This is a genomic window from Fodinicola acaciae (assembly GCF_010993745.1).
GTDB classification, from domain to species: Bacteria; Actinomycetota; Actinomycetes; order Mycobacteriales; family HKI-0501; genus Fodinicola; species Fodinicola acaciae.
Genome location: NZ_WOTN01000003.1, coordinates 396,806 through 414,641 on the forward strand (window position 1 = coordinate 396,806; position 17,836 = coordinate 414,641).

Genomic DNA, 17,836 nt, shown 5'->3' on the forward strand with positions numbered 1-17,836 from the left:
CGCTTTTCGCACTGTCGAGCCGGAAAGCCGCGGGCCTAGGGTAGAAGGGCCTAACCCTTCTTACCCGGTTGCCACAACACGTCCCCCACCTCGAGGTTGGCCGTACGCGCGAGGATGAACAGCAGGTCGGACAACCGGTTCAGGTACGCGCCGGTAAGCGGGTTGGTCGTGTCCGGCTCGGCCTCCAGCAGCGCCCACACCGACCGCTCGGCGCGGCGGGTGACGGTACGCGCGGCGTGCAGCAGCGCGCCGGCCGGCGAGCCGCCTGGCAGGAGGAACGACCGCAACGTCGGCAGGGCGTCGTTGAACGCGTCGCAGTGGCCTTCCAGCCTGGTCACGTACGCCTCGGTGACCCGCAGCCGCGTGTCGCCGTCGACGATCGGCACACACAGGTCGGCGCCGACGTCGAAGAGGTCGTTTTGTGCCTCGACGAGCACCGCACGTACGTCGTCGGACGGGTTTCCGAGCGACAACGTGACACCGATCGCGGCGTTGGCCTCGTCGGTGTCCGCGTAGGCGGAAAGGCGTACGGACGTCTTCGGCACGCGGCTGCCGTCGCCGAGCGCGGTCGTGCCGGAGTCACCGACCCGCGTGTAGATGCGGCTCAGGACAACGTCAGCCATGAGATCTCCTCTAGAAGAGCGCGCTCGCGAGGTCGCGGCGGGCCTTGACCACCGCGGGGTCGTCCGGCGCGGCGACCTCGAAGAGCTTCAGCAGGTGCATACGCGCCGCGTCGCGTTCGTCGCCGGCGACCTTACGGATCGTCGCGATCAGCCGCGCGAAGGCCTGCTCGGCCTGTCCCTGCACCAGCTCGGCGTCGGCGGCGGCTGTCTGCGCGGCCACGTCGGTCGGCGATGCGTCCGCCTTGGCGATCGCGTCGGCCAGGTCGAGGCCGTCGATCCGCTCCAGCAGATCGACCTGCGCGAGACCCGACCTGGCCAGCGGATCCTTCGGCGTCTCGGCCAGCAGCTGCTCGTACAACGCCTTCGCGCCACTCAGGTCACCGGCGCTCATCGCCTCGTCGGCGGCCTCCAGCCGTGGGTCGACGGCCGGTCCGGCGGCGCCGGCCTGTGCCGCGTCGACGCCGCCGGCCTGCAGCACGGCCTGGATGAACTGCCGGGCCTGCGCCTCGCCGATGGCCCCCTGGAAACCCTCCATCAGCTGGCCGCGGATCACCGCCATCACCGTCGGGATGCTCTGGATCTGCAGCGCCTGCGCCAGCCGCTGGTTGCTGTCGACGTCGACCTTCACCAGGACCCACGAGCCACCACCTTCGGCGGCCAGTTTCTCCAGCGTCGGCGACAGCTTCTTGCAGGGTTGGCACCAGTCGGCCCAGAAGTCGATGACGACCGGCGTCGTCATCGACCGCTCGATCACCTCGGCCTGGAACGTCGCCTCGGTCGCGTCGATGACGGTGACCGGGCCATCCTGTGGCTCCGCGCGGTGCCGGCCGGCGTCCGGCGCCGCGGTCTTGGCACCGTTGTCCGCCGGTGCCGGGCTGGCGAGCGCGGACAGGTCAACCGCTCGCGAGAAGGCCGCCGACATCGCCGCGGCCTGTCGAGGATCAGGACGAGTCATAGTGCAATTCTTCCACTGTCACCGGCTCGGTGTTCCAACGGTCAGCCGTACGCCCACCGACCAGGGCCAACGAGCCTTACCGAGCGTGATTGATCGTACGAGATGATCACCGACCGTGTTCACAGCGACACCGGGTGCGGGGACTCCTCGCTGGCAGCCACGCAGGCTCTGCGGCATTGCGGCCGCGTGCGGATGTGGTACGCGTAGACCGCGCCGCCGAGCGCGATCCCCCAGACCGGCAGCGAAAGCGCCGGCAGCTCGAACAGGACGTTGGTCTGGAACCCGTAGAACATCATGCCGCCGGCGAAAAACGCCGGGACCTCGCGAAGGAGCGCCACGCCGAAGGCCGTCAGGCTCACCGAGACGAGTCCGCCGAAGACGATCGGAAAGGCACGTGGCACCCGCCAGCCGAAGAAATTCACCCCCCACGGACGGATCAGGCCGGCGGTCAGCACCGAACCGCTGATCGCGAAACCGGCGAGCACCAGCTCCATGATCGTGGTGCCGTTGCCGGGGTTCGCCGCGTTGATGTGACGGAGAAACTCCGGTGTCACGCCCAGCGGAATGCCGGCGGCCCACGCCAACCGCTCCGACGCGTAGACCCACGGACTCGCGATCGCCACGTACGTGATGACGCGGCCCCATCGCAACCACCATCGTTCCCACCGCGAGTCGCCGGTGCGGCCGCAGCTCTCGCAGGCGTTCCGCATCGCGCGCCAGTACGCGACGGTCGCGGCCAGCCACAGGAATCCGACCAGGATCAGGATGAGGTGGTGGACGGTCGGCCAGTCCGGCGGCCGGAGGAACGCGAACAGCCCCAGCGGCGGCAGGTATTTGATCGCGCGGTCCTCCGGCAGCACCAGGGTGAGCGTGAGCGCCAGCAGCAGGCCGCAACCGATGACCGGCCAGCGCAGCGAGCGGATCCGGCAGATCATCGCCATCGCCGCGGCCGCGCCGACCAGACCGACAGCGGCGATCCACGGGCCGGCGGTCGGCCCGGTGGCCGCCTTCAACAGGGTCTCCGGCGCGTCCGCGGTGGCGCCGAACGGAAACCCGCCGCCACCGGCCGTCCAGAAGATGCCGAGCCCGAGATATGCCAACGATGAGGCCAATGCGGCGCACGCCGTCCACTTCGGCCACGACGCGAGAAATCGCATCACGTTTCCTTTCGTGTGGTTGTCGATCCGAGCGTCGGCGACCGGCGTGGGCGTTGGCTATCTGCCGTTTGGCAGACGCGTACGCCCGTCGGCGCGGTTACAGTCGGACCGTGCGAACCTTCGTCGCGGCGGCCGTCGTGGTCCTCACGCTGGCGGCCGCCGCGGCCGTGCGGCCGGTGCCACATCCGTTGTTGGTGTGGCCGGCCGCCGTGGCGCTGGTCATGCTCGGCGCGGCCGCGGCCGGCTGGCTCCGCGCGCCGTTCTGGCCGGTGGCCGTCGCCGCCGTCTCGTTGGTCACGACAGCGACGTGGGCGCTGACCTCGCCGTGGACGCCCGGCGGCGGCCCGTGGCCGTTGCTGCACACCGCCGTGCTGATGGTTTTCGCGGTGTTGGCCTGCCGGTCCGCACCGGCGCGTTGGGCCGTCGCGACCGGCGTTCTGGTCATCCTGGCCGAAAGCGCGCTCGCTTTTCCGGTCACCGCGGTGTCGCCGCGGACCTGGTGGGAACCGATCATGCTGGCCGGTTTCTGGTCGCTCACCGGTGTTGTCGCCGTCGCCGCCGGCGTTTACCTGCGATGGCTGGATTCTCGCCGGGACGCCGCGATCCGCGACGCACGGCACGCGCAGCGCGTACGCCTGGCCAGCGATCTGCACGATTTCGTGGCGCACGACGTCAGCGCGATGGTCGTGCAGGCGCAGGCCGCGCGAGTTTTGCTGCGTACGGACGCGAAGAGCGCCGGCGAGGCGCTCGACCGCATCGAGGCCGACGGCAGCCGAGCGCTGGCCTCGATGGACCGTACGATCCGGATGTTGCGCGAGCTCGACGCGACCGGGCCACCGGCCACCGCGACACCTGGCATCGACGACCTGCCGGAGCTGGTGGCACGTTTCCAGCGAGCGGCGCGCGGACCGGTCACCGTCGACATTCCGGTTGGTCTCGCGGAAAAAGCCGGCCGGGAGACGAGTACGGCGGCTTACCGGGTGGTCGTGGAGGCGTTGACCAACGTACGCCGGCACGCTCGGGCCGACGCGTCCGTGTCGGTCTCGATTTCCTTGGAACAAAACGACATTGTCGTCGAGGTGCACAACTCGTCGACGTTGCCCGGCCGCCGCGACGGCACCGGACTGGTCGCCTTGCGCGAACGTGTCGAAGCGCTGGGTGGAGAGTTTTCCGCCGGAGCGCACGGCGACAGTTGGCGCGTACGCGCCGCGATGCCGGCGGAGCCAGGATGACGATCCGGGTGCTGGTGGCCGACGACCAGGAGCAGGTGCGCTTCGGTTTCCGGACGATCCTCAACGCCGAGTCCGACATCTCCGTCGTGGGGCAGGCCGCCGACGGCGTCGAGGCGCTGGAGCTGGCACGTGAGCTCAAGCCGGACGTCGTGATCGCCGACATCCGGATGCCGCGGATGGACGGCCTCGAACTGACCAGGCAGCTGAGTGGTTCGACGCGGGTCGTGGTGGTGACGACGTACGACCTGGACGCATACGTCCACCGCGCTTTGCGTTATGGCGCCAGCGGTTTCCTGCTCAAACACTCCGGAGCCGCGCTGCTCGCCGAGGCCGTACGCGCGGCGGTGAAAGGCGATGCGCTGATCAGCCCGGCGATTACCGTACGGTTGCTGAAAGAACTGTCACCGCCGCGGCACGAGCCCGCTCCGCTGACCGACCGCGAGCTCGACATCGTCGCGCTGGTCGCCGCCGGCCGCACGAACGCCGAGATCGGCGCCGAGCTGTATGTCACCGCGGGCACGGTGAAAACGCACCTCGCGCACATCCAGCGCAAGCTCGGCGTCGGCAACCGGGTCGGGATTGCCGCCTGGGCCTGGGAAACCGGCCACGTGGCGCGTTAGGGCCTGTTTCGAAACAGACCCTAGCTCGCGGCGCGGCGAGCGCGCGCGACCGCGTCCGGCAACGCGGCCGCCAAAGCGTCGATGTCGGCCTCCGATGACGTGTGGCCAAGCGAAAAACGCAGCGACGAACGAGCGCGCGCGTTGTCGGCCCCCATCGCGACCAGCACGTGCGACGGCTCGGCGACGCCGGCCGAGCAGGCCGAGCCGGTCGAGCACTGAATGCCGGCGGCGTCGAGCAACATCAGCAACGCGTCGCCTTCGCAGCCAGGAAAGGAAAAGTGCGCGTTGCCGGGCAGCCGCTCGGTCGGATGGCCGTTGAGGATCGCGTCCGGCACCAGTGACCGTACGCGCGCGATCAGGTCGTCGCGGAGCGCGCGCACTCGCTGCGTACGCTCCGCCTGCGACTTGACCGAGGCCTCGACAGCGACCGAAAAACTCACGATGCCGGCGGCGTCCAGCGTGCCCGAGCGTACGTCCCGCTCCTGGCCGCCGCCGTGCTGGACCGGCATACACGGCACCTCGCGGCCGAGCACCAGCGCGCCGACGCCGACCGGTCCGCCCAGCTTGTGGCCGGTCAGCGTGAGCGCGTCGACCGCGGTGGTGTCGACCGCGACCTGCGCGATCGCCTGCACCGCGTCGGTGTGGAACGGAATGCCGTGCCGGCGCGCCAGCTCGCTCAGCTCGGCGATCGGCTGGACCGTACCGACCTCGTTGTTGGCCCACTGCACGCTGATCACCGCGACCTCGCCGGCGCGGTCGGCGAGCGCCTTCCCGAGCGTGTCGGCGGTGACGCGGCCGTACTCGTCGACGTCGAGAAACTCCGCGTCCGCCGCCTCGTGCTCGCCAAGCCACTCGACCGCCTCCAGCACGGCGTGGTGCTCGATCGTGCTGGTCAGTACGCGTTTTTTGGCCGGATCCTGCGCATTTCGGGCCCAGTAAAGGCCTTTGACGGCGAGGTTGTCGCTTTCCGTACCGCCGCTGGTGAAGATCAGCTCGCTCGGCCGGCAGCCGATCGCCGCGGCGATCCGCTCGCGAGCCTCCTCCACCGCACGCCGCGCCCGCCGCCCCGCCGCGTGCAGCGACGACGGGTTGCCGACCTCGCCCAGCGCCTCCATGAGCGCGTCCCGCGCCTCCGGCAGCATCGGCGTGGTGGCCGCATGATCCAGATACGTCACATGCTCAAGCCTAGGCGCTGGCCTGGCCGGCGCCAGGTAAGAGTAGGAAAGTATTGCTCTTACTGGCATGCGGATTACCGCCAAGGGTCAGGTGACCATCCCCCACACTCCACGAGGCGGTCCCGCCGACGCGTTCGTACGTGCGCCGATTCCATGGCCCGCGGCGTTTCTGGCCGCGAAGTGCTTTCAGGAATACCGACGCACCGGTGGCTCGAACACACGACGGAGGTGACGTTTTGGCGGTCGCCGTCAAAACGTCACCCTCGCGTACGCGTGTCAGCCCTTGCGGGCGTTGATCTCCTCGGTCGCCTGCGGCACGACCTTGAACAGGTCGCCGACCACACCGAAGTCGGCGAGCTCGAAGATCGGCGCCTCCTCGTCCTTGTTGATGGCGACGATCGTCTTGGAGGTCTGCATGCCGGCGCGGTGCTGGATGGCACCGGAGATGCCGACCGCGACGTACAGGTTGGGCGAGACCGTCTTGCCGGTCTGGCCGACCTGGAACTGGTGCGGATAGAAGCCGGAGTCGGTGGCCGCGCGCGACGCGCCGACGGCGGCGCCGAGCGAGTCGGCCAGCCCCTCGATGAGCGCGAAGTTCTCCGCGCTGCCGACACCGCGACCGCCGGACACGACGATCGACGCCTCGGTCAGCTCAGGGCGGCTGCTCTTCTTCTCCGACACGCGGTCGACGATCTTGGCCTTCTTCGACGCGTCCGAGACGGTGGCGTCGACGGCCTCGACCGACGGGGTGGCCGGCGCCGGCTCCGCGGTGACCGCGTTGGTGGCGATGGTGATGATCGGCGTGCCCTTGCGCACCTTCGACTTCACGATCACCGCGCCGGCGAAGACGACCTGCGTGGCCGTGCCGTCGGCGGCGACTTCGGTGGCACCGGTGAGAAAACCGCTCTCGATCTTGACCGCCAACCTGCCGGCGATCTCCTTGCCGTCGGTGCTGGAGGCGAGCAGTACGGCGGCCGGACTGGCCTGGCCGACCAGCTGCGCCAGCACGTCCGCCTTCGGCGCGACGAGATAGTCGGTGACGTCCGCCGACGACACGTCGTAGATCTTCTGCGCGCCAAACTCGGCGAGCGTGTCCTTCAGCTTGTCTGCGTCGCCGGCCGCGCCGAACACGACGGCCGACGGCTCGCCAAGCGTACGAGCCGCGGTCAGCAGCTCGGAGGTGATCTTCTTCGCCGCACCACCGGAGTGCTCGACTACGACGAGGACCTCTGCCATATCAGTGGACCCTTCCTATCTGGTGCGTACGATCAGACGATCTTCTGGCTGGCGAGGAACTCGACGAGCTTGCTGCCGCCATCGCCCTCGTCCGGCACCTTCACGCCGGCGCCCTTGGGCGGCCGGCCGGAGAACTCCAGGACCTCCGACCAGGCGCTGGACAGGCCGACCTGGTCGGCGGAGATGCCGAGGTCGGACAGCGACAGCGTCTCGACCGGCTTCTTCTTGGCCTGCATGATCCCCTTGAAGGACGGATAGCGCGGCTCGTTGATGGTGTCCCACACGCTGACGATCGCCGGCGTGCTGGCCTCGACGACCTCATAGCCGTCGTCGGTCTGCCGCTCGACGGTCAGCTTGTCGCCGTCGACGGCGAGCTTGCGCGCGCCGGTCAGCTGCGCGATGCCGAGCCGCTCGGCCAGCATCGCCGGCAGCGCGCCGGTCTGGCCGTCGGTCGACTCTGCGCCGGCGATGACCAGGTCATACTCCAGCTTGCCCAGCGCGGCCGCGATGATCGCCGAGGTCGCGACGCTGTCCGAGCCGTGGATCGCCGGGTCGCTGACGTGTACGGCCTTGTCCGGCCCCATCGACAGCGCCTTGCGGATCGTCTCGGTGGCCTGCTCGGGTCCGACGGTCAGCACGGTGACCTCGCCGCCGTGCGCCTCCTTGAGCTTCAGCGCCTCCTCGATCGCGTACTCGTCCAGCTCACCGATCACCAGGTTGCCGGCGTCGCGGTCGACGGTCTTGTCGTCTTGTCGAAGGTTGCGCTCCAGGCCCGAGTCAGGCACCTGCTTGACGAGTACCACGATGTTCACTGCTGGCTCGACCTCCCGACGCTCTGTTCTGTGAAGCGAAACGCTTCCGGTTCGGTGGGCCGGGGTCAACGTCGAACGACTGTTGAATCCGACACCTCCATATGTTACTTACCAGTAGCTTGCCGGACACCTGTGCGAAGTATGGCTCATCTCACCAGAACCGGCCCGCTCAGCCGAGCTCGGCGGTGAGATAGCGCTGGATGGTGGGGCCGAACCGCGCGGCCAGCGTGTCGATCTCCAGCTCGACCAGCGGCGGTACGCCGATGACGTAGCGGCACGCGCCGAGGCCGAGCAGCTGCGTCATCACGGCGGCGGCGCGCTGCTCGGCCTCGGCCGGGTCGGCCAGCAGCGAGGCCACGTGTGGGATGACCTGCTCGCGAAAGACCGCACGCATCCGCTCGGCGGCGATCTCGTTGGTCATGGCCGTACGGAACAGGAAGATCGACGCCTCACGGAAGGTCTCGTCCTCCCACTTGCCGGCGAAATGCCGGATGACCTGCTCGCCGAGCCGGTCGGCCGGCACCGCGGTCAGGTCCGGCAGCTCCAGCCGGATGTCCAGCGCGGCCTGGAAAAGCTGTTCCTTGGAGCCGAAATAGCGGATCACCAGCGCCGGGTCCACACCGGCGTCGGCGGCGATGGTGCGTACGGTCGCACTCTGGAAGCCACTCTTGGCGAACTCGGCTCTCGCCGCGGTCAGGATGGCCGCGCGCGTACGGTCCGACCTGCGCGTTTCGTCCATCGCGTCCTTTCTGTGTCAACAGGCGTTGATATTACCTCTGGGACCGAGCTACGCTCGAGGTCAACGCGCGTTGACCCTATCGAGAGGAGTCCGGCGTGGACTGGCCGCTGGCCGTCGCGGGGCTGGTCACCGGCCTGTTGGTCGGCCTGACCGGGACCGGCGGAGGCGCATTGATGACGCCGATCCTGACCCTCATCTTCGGCGTCCCGCCGCTGGCCGCGGTGTCGACCGACCTGGTCACCGGCGTGTTCATGAAGCCGGTCGCGGTCGCCGTCCACCTGCCGCGGCACACCATCCGGTGGCGGATCGCCGGCTGGCTGTGTGCCGGCTCGGTGCCGGCGGCGTTCGCCGGTGCGGTCGTGGACGGCCTGCTCGGCTCGGCCGGCATCGAGCAGGTGCTGAAGCTGGCGCTCGGCGCCACGCTGCTGGTCGCGGTGGCCTCGACGGTCGTACGGATGTATCTCGATCTGCGCCGTGGTCCGCAGCTGGATACCGAGCCGGAGATTTCGGCCGTACGACTGGCGATCGTCGGCGCGGTCGTCGGATTCGTGGTCGGCATGACCTCGGTCGGCTCCGGATCGCTGGTGATGGTCACGCTCCTGCTGATGTATCCGGGACTGTCCGCCGGCCGGCTGGTCGGCACCGACCTCGCGCAGGCGCTGCCGCTGATCGCGTCCGCGGCGCTCGGCCACCTGTTGTTCGGACAGGTGCAGTTCGCGATGGTCTTCGCGTTGCTGGTCGGCGCGATTCCCGGCGCGATCGCCGGCGCGTTGCTCTCCTCGCGCGCACCGAGTCGCATCATCCGGGCCGCGCTGGCCGTGGTCCTGCTGTCCAGCGGCCTCAGCCTGCTCGGCGCGCCGGCGTTGGTCACGGTGGCGGTTGCCGTGGTGGCGACCGGAGGCGCCGTCGGCTGGCTCGTACTGGCCTGGAAATCCACCCCGACAAAGGAAAGGGACCTGGTATGAAGGTCATCGGCGCCGGTTTTCCGCGCACCGGCACGTCAACTCAGCAGGCGGTGCTCAACCAGCTCGGTTTCGGTCCGTGCTATCACATGCGCGAGGTGATGGAAAACCCCGGTCACGCGGCCGGCTGGGTCGACGCGATCAGCGGCCGGCCGTACGACCTGGCCGAGCTTTTGGCCGGATATCAGTCGACCACCGACGCTCCTGGCTGCTTCTTCTGGCGCGAGCTGCTCGCCGCCAATCCGGACGCGAAGGTGTTGCTGAGCGTACGCGACGCGGACAAGTGGTATCAGAGCATGATCACCACCGTGCTCAATCCGGAGCTTTTCGCGAAGATGGGGGACATCGCGAAGCGGGATCCGGAGATGGCCGACCGGCGGCGGCTGCCGGAGACGATGTTCGACAAGGTTTTCGGCGCCAGCAGGGACAAAGACCATCTGATCGAGATCTACCAGCGGCACAACGCCGACGTACGCGCCGAGGTGCCCGCCGATCAGTTGCTGGTCTACGAGGTGAAGCAGGGCTGGGGACCGCTGTGCGAGTTTCTCGGCGTCCCGGTGCCGGACGAGCCGTATCCGCACCTGAACGACTCGGCCAGCTTCGTCCAGACGGTCAGCCAGTTCGCCGAGCAGGCTCAGAAGTGAGCAGGTCGGCCGGCTGACAGTCCAGCGCCGCGCAGATCGCCGCGAGCCTCGCGAAACGGATGGCCTTGGCCGCGGCCCGCACGGCGCGCAGCGACGGCAGGATCACCCCGAGCACGACACCCCCGCCGGCAGTGTCAATGGAGAGCGAGGTGGTCGTCGACGAACGCGCGGCAGGTCGCGCGCATGGTCGCGACCTGCATGTTTTTCGAGCGCAGCAGCACTTGTACGGCCAGGCCGTCCATCATCGCCACCAGCATGTTGGCCAGCCGCGTCGGATCGCCTGGCCGCGCGACGCCGGTGTGCTGAGCCGCCTCGATCGCATCGCGTACGACCTCGCGCCACTGGCCGTACAACTCGTCGTTGACCTTCTGCAGCGCCGGATCGCGCGCGCCTTCGGCCCACAGCTCGGCCCAGACTCGCCACGCCTGCAGGGATTTCCGCGTCGTCGGCAAATAGGACTCGACGATGTCGTGCAGTCGCCGCAACGGGTCCACTGTGGACTCGCGCAGCCACCGCCGGCGGCGCACAGACGCGGCGAAGTTGTATTCGAAAGCGGCCGCGACGAGATCTTTCTTGCTGTCGAAGTAATAGTGGATCGTCCCGGAGCTGACGCCGGCTTCCGCCGCCACGTCCGACACGCGCAGCTGCTGCAGGCCGGCCTTCGCGATCACCGCGCAGGCCGCCTCCAGGATCTGCTTGCGGCGCTCGGCCTCGACGTTGGGACGCGGCATCAGGCCAGGTTACGGGAGATGACCAGGCGCATGATGTCGGACGTGCCTTCCTCGATCTCCTCCAGTTTCACGTCGCGCATCCACTGCTCGACCGGAAACTCGCGCGAATAGCCCCAGCCGCCGAGCGTCTGCACCGCGGCCCAGGTGACGAACATCGCGGTCTCGGAGGCGGTCAGCTTGGCCATCGCGGCCAGTCCGGTCGCGGTGTGTCCGGCGTCGATCGTACGCGCCGCGTGCTGCACCAGCAGCCTCGCCGCCTCGATTTTCGTTGCCATGTCGGCCAACCGGAAGGCAACCGCCTGGTGCTCGATGATCGGCACGCCGAACTGCTTGCGTGTTCTGGCATATTCCAGGGCGAACTCGTACGCCGCACGAGCGGCGCCGACAGCCGCCGCGCCCAGGATGACCCGCGAGATGTCGAACGTCCCCATCAAACCGCGGAAACCCTGGCCTTCGTCACCGAGCCGGTCGCTCTCCGGCACGAACACGTCGTCGAAGAAGATCTCCCGGCAGACGATCGCGCGCTGACCCATCTTGCGCATCGGCTCACCGAACCGGAGCCCGTCTTTGCGCATGACAAAGGCGCTCACGCCGCGCGACCGCTGGGTGCGGTCGGTTTTCGCGAAGACGACATAGAACTCGGCCGCTCCGGCGTTGGAGATCCAGGCTTTCTGGCCGTTGATCAGATATCCGCCGTCCACGCGGGTGGCCGTTGTGACGATCGACGCGGCGTCCGAGCCGGCCTCGGGCTCGGTGGTGGCGAGTGCGGTCATCGGCGCGTCCCTGCCGGCGAGCGGCGTCAGCCACCGCTTCCTCTGGTCCTCGGTGCCGAGCACCAGGATCGGATCGGCGAAGAACCCGTTGGAACACACCAGGTTTCCGATGCCGGGGTCGCCCCAGCACAACTCCTCCTGGACGAGGCACTGCGTGAAGACATCGGTCAGGCCACCGCCACCGTACTCGACCGGCAACATGAAGTCGGTGATGCCGACCTCGGCCGCCTTCCGGAAGATGTCCATCGGCGTCACGACATCCGCCTCGTCCACCTCGCGAGCGCGTGGCCGGATCTCGCGTACGGCGAAATCCCTGCACAGCTCGACGATCTGTCGCTGTTCGTCGGTCAACGGCCACGCTTGGACGGTCATGCCTCTCCTTTCGGCACGAGCAGCGCGTCGACGGCGAGCACACCGTCGACGCCGACGCGTACCGGATTCAGTTCGAGCTCCGCGAGGTTCTCGTACGCCTGGAAAAGACGCGACAGGTCGGCCACGAGTCCTGCCAGCGCCGCCACGTCCTTGGCCGGCCGCCCGCGCCAACCACGCAGCAGCGCGGCGATTCTGAGCCGACCGATCATCTGCATCGCCGTGTCGACGGTGACCGGCGCAAGCTCGACGGCCGTGTCACGATGCATCTCCGCCGCCGCGCCGCCGGCGCCGATCACCGCCACCGGGCCGAAATCCGGGTCGCGTCGCATGCCGATCAGCATTTCCACGACATCCTCGCGCGTGTCCTGCTCCTCGACCAGGTAATCGCCAGGCCCCAGCCGCTCACGCATTTGCGCGTACGCTTCGAAAACCGTGTCGAGGTTGGTCCTGACTCCGCCAACCTCGGTCTTGTGGTCGAGCCAGCCGGCTTTCAGCACGTACGGCGGCGCCAGACCGGCGACCGTCTGGAGGTCGCGTTCGGATCGGATCAGCCGGGCCCTCGGAAATCGGACACCGCTGAGGAACTGCCGCGCTCTCCAATACCCAGGGCCGATTTCCGCGCGCCTTGCGGTGGCTTTTGGCGCTGGTTTCGTCGGTTGGAAGGCCGCCAGGCCGGCCAACGCGTCGACGGCTTCCTCGATGGTCGGATAGGTCGGGACGCCGACGTTCCAGAGTTCTGCCGCAGTCGCGCTGTCAGCGGTCATGGAGTGCACGATGACCGGTTTTCCGCTGTTGCGCACGACCTTTCCGAGCCGCCTCGCCTCGTCGGACTCGCGCTCGGCCAGCGTCTGCGTGTCGGTGCCGTAGGATCCGAAATAGCCAGTGAGAATCGCCGCGTCCACATTGGACAACGCACGCTCGACGGTGTCCGCGTACGTGCCGAGGTCACGCTCACCGGCACCGGCCAGGTCGATCGGATTGGCGGTCGCCGCGCCGGCCGGAAGCCGCAGCGACTCCCGCGTTTGCCTTGGCAGTGGCGGAATCGCCAGCCGATCCGCCGCGAGATCCGCCGCGATGCCGGCCTGACCACCGCTGTCCGCGATGATTGCGACGCGCCGACCTGCCGGTCTTTTCGTCGCGAGACAAGCTCTTGCGACCGTGACGAGCTGCGCCGGCGTACGCACTCGCAGCACGCCAGCCGCTCGGCAGGCCGCGTCCACCACATCCATCGACGAGGTCAACGCGCCGGTGTGTGACCTGGCCAACCGGCTGCTCGCGGCGCTGGCGCCGACCGTCAGCAACATCACCGGTTTGTCAAGCGTCGCCAAGGTATCCAACAAAAGCTCGCCGCCGGTGAAACTTTCCAGGTAGAGCGCGACGATCCTGGTGCCGCGGTGTCCGGCGAGGTCAGCGAGCAGCTCGGTCGCGGTCACGTCGGCCTGGCTGCCGACCGAGACGAACCGTGAGACACCGAGGCCGTGCCGGGCCGCCAGCGCGGCGATCTCCGACCCGAGCTGGCCACTCTGCGAGACGATCGCGAGCGGTCCAGGCGTGAAGTTTCCCCACGCCAGCTGCAGTGCGGAGTCGGCGTCGTAGAGGCCGAGGCTGTTCGGTCCGACGATCCGTGCGCCGGCCGCGCGGATCCGGTCGACCAGCCCCGCCTCGCCGGCCACACCCGCCGTGATGCCGACGAATCCGCGTACGCCGAGCCGCAATGCCTCCTCGACGACGTCCTCGATATCGGGAACGCACAAGGCGACCAGCTCTGGCACCGCATTGAGATCGCTGAGGCGACGCACAGACGCCCGGCCGAAAATCGTCGCGCCGCCGCGGTTGACGAGATCGACGCGCCGCCGGTGCGCGCCTTTGAGCGCGCCGGCAGCCAGCCAGTGTCCCCATTTCGCCGGGTCGGCGGATGCCCCGACCACGGCCACCGAGGCGGGGTCGCGAAACACCGTCAGATCGCTCATCCGGCTCCAATAACTGATTGGCGAGTCAACTACCGGAACGATGGTGACCAGCGGATAGCCACTTGTCAACACCGACCGGATGTCGCCGGTGTTCGGCGCGCGGGACCCTGCGTGACCGGTCCGGCACGTCGGCGTCGTACGCTGGGACCGACGAGCGCGAAGGAGGCGGGCCGATCAGCATTTCCACAGCTCAAGGGGCGACGCTTCCGCTGACCGGCGAGCGTACGGTGCCGGGCATCGCGCACGAGAACTACTGGTTCCGCCGCCACGAGATCGCCTATCTGCACGCGCGACGCTGGCTGCGCGGCGCGGACGTGCTGGAAGCCGGAGCCGGCGAGGGATACGGCGCCGCCGTGCTGAGCCAGGCCGCGCGGCGCGTGTTCGCGTTGGACTACGACCAGGCGGCGATCGGCCACGCGAGCCGCAAATATCCGGCCGTGCCGGCGATGCGCGGCAATCTCGCGGCGCTGCCGGTGCGGTCCGCGGCCGTCGACGCGGTCGTCAGCCTGCAGACCATCGAACATCTGTGGAACCAACCGGAGTTCGTCGCCGAGTGCGCGCGAGTCTTGCGACCGGCCGGCATTCTGCTGATGTCCACGCCCAACCGGCTGACCTTCTCCCCCGGCCTGGACACGCCGCTCAATCCCTTCCACACTCGCGAACTTTCCGCCGCCGAGCTGGCCGAGCTGCTGGAGCCGCATTTCCGCGTGTCACGGATGTTCGGCGTGCACCACGGCCGGCGGTTGCGCCGCGCCGACCGGCATTTCGGCGGGTTCGTCACCGCGCAGCTGTCCGGTCCGCCGGCGACCTGGCATCCGGAGCTGCGGCGCGCCGTCACGGCCGTACGAGCGAACGATTTCGTGGTCACCGAGGCCGACATCGACGCGAGCCTCGACCTGTTCGCCGTCGCGGTGAAGACGTGACCCGGCCGGTCGGCACGTTTTGCCTGGTGCTGCACACACATCTGCCGTGGCTGCCGCACGCCGGCACGTGGCCGGTCGGTGAGGAGTGGATCTATCAGGCGTTCACCGCGTCGTGGCAACGGGTCGTACGGGTCATCGAACAACTCGACCGTCCGGACACGCTCACCCTCGGCATAACGCCGACCGTCGCCGCGATGCTGGACGACCCGTACACCTTGCGACAGCTGCACACCTGGATCGCCAACTGGCAGCTGCGCGCCGCCGAGCTGGCCGGCCGGCCGGATTTTCCCGACCTGGCAACGTACGAGTGGCGGGCCGCCTCGGCTTCGCTGGCGGACTTCGAAAATCGCTGGGCGACCGGCGGGTCGCCGGTTTTTTCCCAACTGCCGGTGGAACTGCTCGGCGGTCCGGCCATGCATCCGTTCCAGCCACTGCTGCCGTCGCGGCTGCAGCGTTTCGCCTTGTCCGTCGGTCTGGCCGACGCGCGGCTGCGGTTCGGTGCCGCACCGGCCGGCATCTGGGCTCCGGAGTGTGGATTCCGGCCCGGGCTCGAACAGTCCTATGTGGACGCCGGAGTCTCGCGGTTTCTGGTCGACGGTCCGGCCGTACGCGGCCAGACGCACACCGCCTATCCGGTGGCCGGATCGGACGTGGTCGCGTTCGCCCGCGATCTTGAGGTCACTTATCGCGTGTGGTCACCGAAAGCCGGCTATCCCGGCGCCGCGCCATACCGCGACTTTCACACCTTCGACCACGCCTCCGGTTTCCGGCCGGCGCGGGTGACCGGCAAACACGTGCCGCCGGAACAGAAGAAGCCATGGGATCCGGCGGCCGCTTTCGCGCAGGCGTCGGTCGACGCCGACGACTTCGTGACGCGCGTACGCGATCGCCTGCTTGGCCTGGCCGACCAGCACGGCCGCGAATGCCTGGTGGTCGCGGCCTACGACACCGAGCTTTTCGGTCACTGGTGGCACGAAGGCCCGGCCTGGCTGGAGGCGGTCCTGCGCCGGCTGCCGGAGGCCGGCGTACGCGTCACGACGCTGCGCGGCGCGGTCGAGGCCGGACACGTCGGTGCGGCGCGCGAGATTCCGGCCTCGTCGTGGGGATCCGGCAAGGACTGGCGGGTCTGGGACGGCGAGCAGGTCGCCGATCTGGTCGCCGGTAACGCAAAGGTCGCCGATCGGCTGTTGTCCACTGTGGACGATTTCCGAAGCGCTCGTCGCGATCCGGTGCTGGATCAGTTGGCGCGCGAGGCGATGCTGGCGTTGTCGAGCGACTGGGCCTTCATGGTCACGAAAGACTCGGCCGCGCACTATGCTCGGCGGCGCGCGGCAAGACACTCGGAAAACGTCCACCGGCTGGCAGACCTGCTTTACGGCGGCGGCCGGGAGACCGCCGAGGCACTGGCCGGCGAACTGCGCACGGTCGACGGGCTGTTCGGCCACCTCGACGCGCGCCAACTGTGACCTATTCTCCACGGAAAACCGCGGCCAGCTGCCGCAGCGCAGGAGGAATCAGCTCGGCGTCGATGCCGCCGTATCCGAGCACGAGTCCGTCGACCGCCGGCTCTTCCGAACAATAACCGGCCAACGACTCCAACGCGATGCCGCGTTTGGCCGCACGTGTGATCACATCGGGAATGTCGACGTGTGCCTCCGGACGCACGGTCGCGCAGACGTGCAGGCCGGAAACCGACGGGACGATCCGCAGCCAACGCGCCAGTTGTCCTTGCAAGGCATCGAGGACCAGCTCATAGCGAACGGCGTACGCGCGAGTCGCGCGGCGAATGTGGCGCGCCAGCAGGCCGTCGTCGACGAACCGCGCGAGCGCCGCCTGTGTGCTCAGCTCGGCGTGCCAGTCGGACAGTTGCCGCGCCATCCGCAGCGCCGGCTGCAGCGAGGCCGGCGCGACCAGGAACCCGAGCCGCAGCATCGGAATCAGCGTCTTGGAGAACGATCCGACGTAGACGACCCGGCCAAACCGGTCGATGCTCTGCAGTGGTTCCAGCGGCCGGTCGGAAAACCGGAACTCGCTGTCGTAGTCGTCCTCGATGATGACGGCGTCGTTGCGCTGCGCCCAGTCGAGCAACGCCGCGCGGCGCCGCAACGACATGGTGATGCCGAGCGGAAACTGGTGCGACGGAGTCGTGTAAACCAGCCGCGCGGATTTCGGGATGGCCGTCACGTCGATCCCCTCCGCGTCGACCGGCACACTCACGATCCGTGCGCCGAGCGACCGGAAAAGCATGCGTACGGGCGGATATCCGGGTTCCTCGACGGCGACGCAGCCACCTGGCTCGACCAGCACTCTCGCGGCCAGGTCGACGGCCTGCTGCGCGCCGTTGGTCACCACGACGTCATCGGCATCGGCGCGTACGGACCGGGAAACGCCGACGTGCCTGGCGATCGCGGTGCGCAGCGGCTCATATCCGGACGGATCGGCGTATTGCCGCGCGAGCAGCAACCCCGGCCGCAATTCGCGGGCGACCAGCCGGCGCCAGCTTTCCAACGGAAACAGCCGCGGATCCGGCATGCCGACCCGGAAGTCGTACGGACCGGCCGCGGTCGGCGTGCGCGCGGCCAGTCCGCGCCACAACGGCCGTGGCTGGACCGAGCCGCCGCCGGGAGCCTGCCGTTTTTTGGCCGGACCAAGCGCATCCGCCTGCACGTACGTGCCGGCGCCGACCTTGCCGACCAGGAATCCCTCCGCGGTCAGCCGTTCGTACGCGGCCGCCACGGTGTTGCGCGAGACCTCCAGCCGCGCCGCCAGCTCGCGCGCCGACGGCAACCGCTCGCCCGGCCGCAGCCGGCCGTCCAGGATCGCGTCGTGCAGCTGCCGGTAGATCCGCGCGGCGAGGTCGCCACGACCGGCCAGGCTGACGTGGAAGTCCATCCGATTGACCCAATCAGATT

General features: G+C 68.8%; 18 protein-coding genes. 6 read left to right on the forward strand and 12 right to left on the reverse strand.

Features of this window, described 5'->3' with window-relative positions; all coding sequences use genetic code 11:
- Positions 1-50 precede the first annotated feature (50 nt).
- The 3 genes from GNX95_RS28235 to GNX95_RS28245 all read right to left on the reverse strand — a co-directional run bounded on the left by GNX95_RS28235 (position 51) and on the right by GNX95_RS28245 (position 2,735).
- Positions 51-623 (reverse strand): cob(I)yrinic acid a,c-diamide adenosyltransferase, encoded by a 573-nt coding sequence (locus tag GNX95_RS28235; RefSeq protein ID WP_163510665.1) that lies wholly within the window; start codon positions 621-623, stop codon positions 51-53.
- A gap of 10 nt (positions 624-633) precedes the next feature.
- Positions 634-1,578, reverse strand: a complete 945-nt coding sequence (locus GNX95_RS28240) for a tetratricopeptide repeat protein (protein ID WP_163510666.1) — start codon at positions 1,576-1,578, stop codon at positions 634-636.
- Positions 1,579-1,697: 119 nt separating this feature from the next.
- The gene (locus tag GNX95_RS28245) at positions 1,698-2,735 is read right to left on the reverse strand and encodes a hypothetical protein (RefSeq protein ID WP_163510667.1); all 1,038 of its coding nucleotides are present in this window, start codon (positions 2,733-2,735) and stop codon (positions 1,698-1,700) included.
- Between the two features lie 110 nt (positions 2,736-2,845).
- On the opposite strand from GNX95_RS28245, the gene GNX95_RS28250 reads away from it, so the two are divergent.
- Together GNX95_RS28250 and GNX95_RS28255 are read left to right on the forward strand one after the other, a co-directional pair.
- Positions 2,846-3,967: a sensor histidine kinase gene (locus GNX95_RS28250; RefSeq protein WP_163510668.1), complete on the forward strand. Its 1,122-nt coding sequence runs from the start codon at positions 2,846-2,848 to the stop codon at positions 3,965-3,967.
- Entirely contained in the window at positions 3,964-4,587 is a 624-nt protein-coding gene (locus GNX95_RS28255) for a response regulator (protein ID WP_163510669.1), read from the forward strand. Before GNX95_RS28250 ends, GNX95_RS28255 begins: the two co-directional genes overlap by 4 nt.
- 20 nt (positions 4,588-4,607) lie before the next feature.
- Here GNX95_RS28255 and GNX95_RS28260 read toward each other — a convergent pair whose 3' ends face one another.
- The 4 genes from GNX95_RS28260 to GNX95_RS28275 form a co-directional block, all read right to left on the reverse strand.
- On the reverse strand, positions 4,608-5,762 hold the full coding sequence (locus GNX95_RS28260; protein WP_187369716.1) for a cysteine desulfurase family protein: 1,155 nt from the start codon (positions 5,760-5,762) through the stop codon (positions 4,608-4,610).
- A gap of 276 nt (positions 5,763-6,038) precedes the next feature.
- The gene (locus GNX95_RS28265) at positions 6,039-6,998 is read right to left on the reverse strand and encodes an electron transfer flavoprotein subunit alpha/FixB family protein (RefSeq protein WP_163510671.1); all 960 of its coding nucleotides are present in this window, start codon (positions 6,996-6,998) and stop codon (positions 6,039-6,041) included.
- A 32-nt stretch (positions 6,999-7,030) separates the two neighbouring features.
- Positions 7,031-7,810 (reverse strand): electron transfer flavoprotein subunit beta/FixA family protein, encoded by a 780-nt coding sequence (locus tag GNX95_RS28270; RefSeq protein ID WP_163510672.1) that lies wholly within the window; start codon positions 7,808-7,810, stop codon positions 7,031-7,033.
- A gap of 169 nt (positions 7,811-7,979) precedes the next feature.
- Positions 7,980-8,549 carry a TetR/AcrR family transcriptional regulator gene (locus GNX95_RS28275; protein WP_163510673.1) on the reverse strand — a complete coding sequence of 190 codons (570 nt, stop codon included), beginning with the start codon at positions 8,547-8,549 and terminating at the stop codon, positions 7,980-7,982.
- Between the two features lie 95 nt (positions 8,550-8,644).
- On the opposite strand from GNX95_RS28275, the gene GNX95_RS28280 reads away from it, so the two are divergent.
- Together GNX95_RS28280 and GNX95_RS28285 are read left to right on the forward strand one after the other, a co-directional pair.
- Positions 8,645-9,514, forward strand: coding sequence for a sulfite exporter TauE/SafE family protein (locus tag GNX95_RS28280; protein WP_163510674.1), 870 nt, complete (start codon positions 8,645-8,647; stop codon positions 9,512-9,514).
- Positions 9,511-10,155, forward strand: a complete 645-nt coding sequence (locus tag GNX95_RS28285) for a sulfotransferase family protein (protein ID WP_163510675.1) — start codon at positions 9,511-9,513, stop codon at positions 10,153-10,155. The genes GNX95_RS28280 and GNX95_RS28285 overlap by 4 nt, the downstream gene beginning before the upstream one ends.
- Here the strand turns inward: GNX95_RS28285 and GNX95_RS44440 are convergent.
- The 4 genes from GNX95_RS44440 to GNX95_RS28305 are packed head-to-tail and all read right to left on the reverse strand — an operon-like array spanning position 10,124 to position 14,001.
- The gene (locus GNX95_RS44440; protein WP_222854006.1) at positions 10,124-10,270 is read right to left on the reverse strand and encodes a helix-turn-helix domain-containing protein; all 147 of its coding nucleotides are present in this window, start codon (positions 10,268-10,270) and stop codon (positions 10,124-10,126) included. The two genes, GNX95_RS28285 and GNX95_RS44440, sit on opposite strands and share 32 nt — an antisense overlap.
- A 19-nt stretch (positions 10,271-10,289) precedes the next feature.
- Entirely contained in the window at positions 10,290-10,886 is a 597-nt protein-coding gene (locus tag GNX95_RS28295) for a TetR/AcrR family transcriptional regulator (protein ID WP_163510676.1), read from the reverse strand.
- The gene (locus GNX95_RS28300) at positions 10,886-12,031 is read right to left on the reverse strand and encodes an acyl-CoA dehydrogenase family protein (protein ID WP_163510677.1); all 1,146 of its coding nucleotides are present in this window, start codon (positions 12,029-12,031) and stop codon (positions 10,886-10,888) included. Before GNX95_RS28300 ends, GNX95_RS28295 begins: the two co-directional genes overlap by 1 nt.
- Positions 12,028-14,001, reverse strand: a complete 1,974-nt coding sequence (locus GNX95_RS28305; RefSeq protein WP_163510678.1) for an acetate--CoA ligase family protein — start codon at positions 13,999-14,001, stop codon at positions 12,028-12,030. Before GNX95_RS28305 ends, GNX95_RS28300 begins: the two co-directional genes overlap by 4 nt.
- A gap of 173 nt (positions 14,002-14,174) precedes the next feature.
- Between GNX95_RS28305 and GNX95_RS28310 the strand changes: the two genes are divergently transcribed.
- Positions 14,175-14,924 (forward strand): class I SAM-dependent methyltransferase, encoded by a 750-nt coding sequence (locus GNX95_RS28310; protein ID WP_163511983.1) that lies wholly within the window; start codon positions 14,175-14,177, stop codon positions 14,922-14,924.
- Positions 14,921-16,390: a 1,4-alpha-glucan branching protein domain-containing protein gene (locus GNX95_RS28315; RefSeq protein ID WP_163510679.1), complete on the forward strand. Its 1,470-nt coding sequence runs from the start codon at positions 14,921-14,923 to the stop codon at positions 16,388-16,390. The genes GNX95_RS28310 and GNX95_RS28315 overlap by 4 nt, the downstream gene beginning before the upstream one ends.
- A 1-nt stretch (position 16,391) precedes the next feature.
- Here the strand turns inward: GNX95_RS28315 and pdxR are convergent, their stop codons facing one another.
- On the reverse strand, positions 16,392-17,816 hold the full coding sequence (gene pdxR / locus GNX95_RS28320) for a MocR-like pyridoxine biosynthesis transcription factor PdxR (protein ID WP_163510680.1): 1,425 nt from the start codon (positions 17,814-17,816) through the stop codon (positions 16,392-16,394).
- Between the last annotated feature and the right edge of the window lie 20 nt (positions 17,817-17,836).

Excerpts from the sequence above, each read along its gene's own strand:
- GNX95_RS28295 (WP_163510676.1), bottom strand. The coding sequence starts at position 10,886 with ATGCCGCGTCCCAACGTCGAGGCCGAGCGCCGCAAGCAGATCCTGGAG.
- pdxR (WP_163510680.1), bottom strand. The coding sequence starts at position 17,816 with ATGGACTTCCACGTCAGCCTGGCCGGTCGTGGCGACCTCGCCGCGCGG.
- GNX95_RS28300 (WP_163510677.1), bottom strand. The coding sequence starts at position 12,031 with ATGACCGTCCAAGCGTGGCCGTTGACCGACGAACAGCGACAGATCGTC.
- GNX95_RS28240 (WP_163510666.1), bottom strand. The coding sequence starts at position 1,578 with ATGACTCGTCCTGATCCTCGACAGGCCGCGGCGATGTCGGCGGCCTTC.
- GNX95_RS28265 (WP_163510671.1), bottom strand. The coding sequence starts at position 6,998 with ATGGCAGAGGTCCTCGTCGTAGTCGAGCACTCCGGTGGTGCGGCGAAG.
- GNX95_RS28285 (WP_163510675.1), top strand. The coding sequence starts at position 9,511 with ATGAAGGTCATCGGCGCCGGTTTTCCGCGCACCGGCACGTCAACTCAG.
- GNX95_RS28255 (WP_163510669.1), top strand. The coding sequence starts at position 3,964 with ATGACGATCCGGGTGCTGGTGGCCGACGACCAGGAGCAGGTGCGCTTC.
- GNX95_RS28245 (WP_163510667.1), bottom strand. The coding sequence starts at position 2,735 with ATGCGATTTCTCGCGTCGTGGCCGAAGTGGACGGCGTGCGCCGCATTG.
- GNX95_RS28275 (WP_163510673.1), bottom strand. The coding sequence starts at position 8,549 with ATGGACGAAACGCGCAGGTCGGACCGTACGCGCGCGGCCATCCTGACC.
- GNX95_RS28305 (WP_163510678.1), bottom strand. The coding sequence starts at position 14,001 with ATGAGCGATCTGACGGTGTTTCGCGACCCCGCCTCGGTGGCCGTGGTC.
- GNX95_RS28235 (WP_163510665.1), bottom strand. The coding sequence starts at position 623 with ATGGCTGACGTTGTCCTGAGCCGCATCTACACGCGGGTCGGTGACTCC.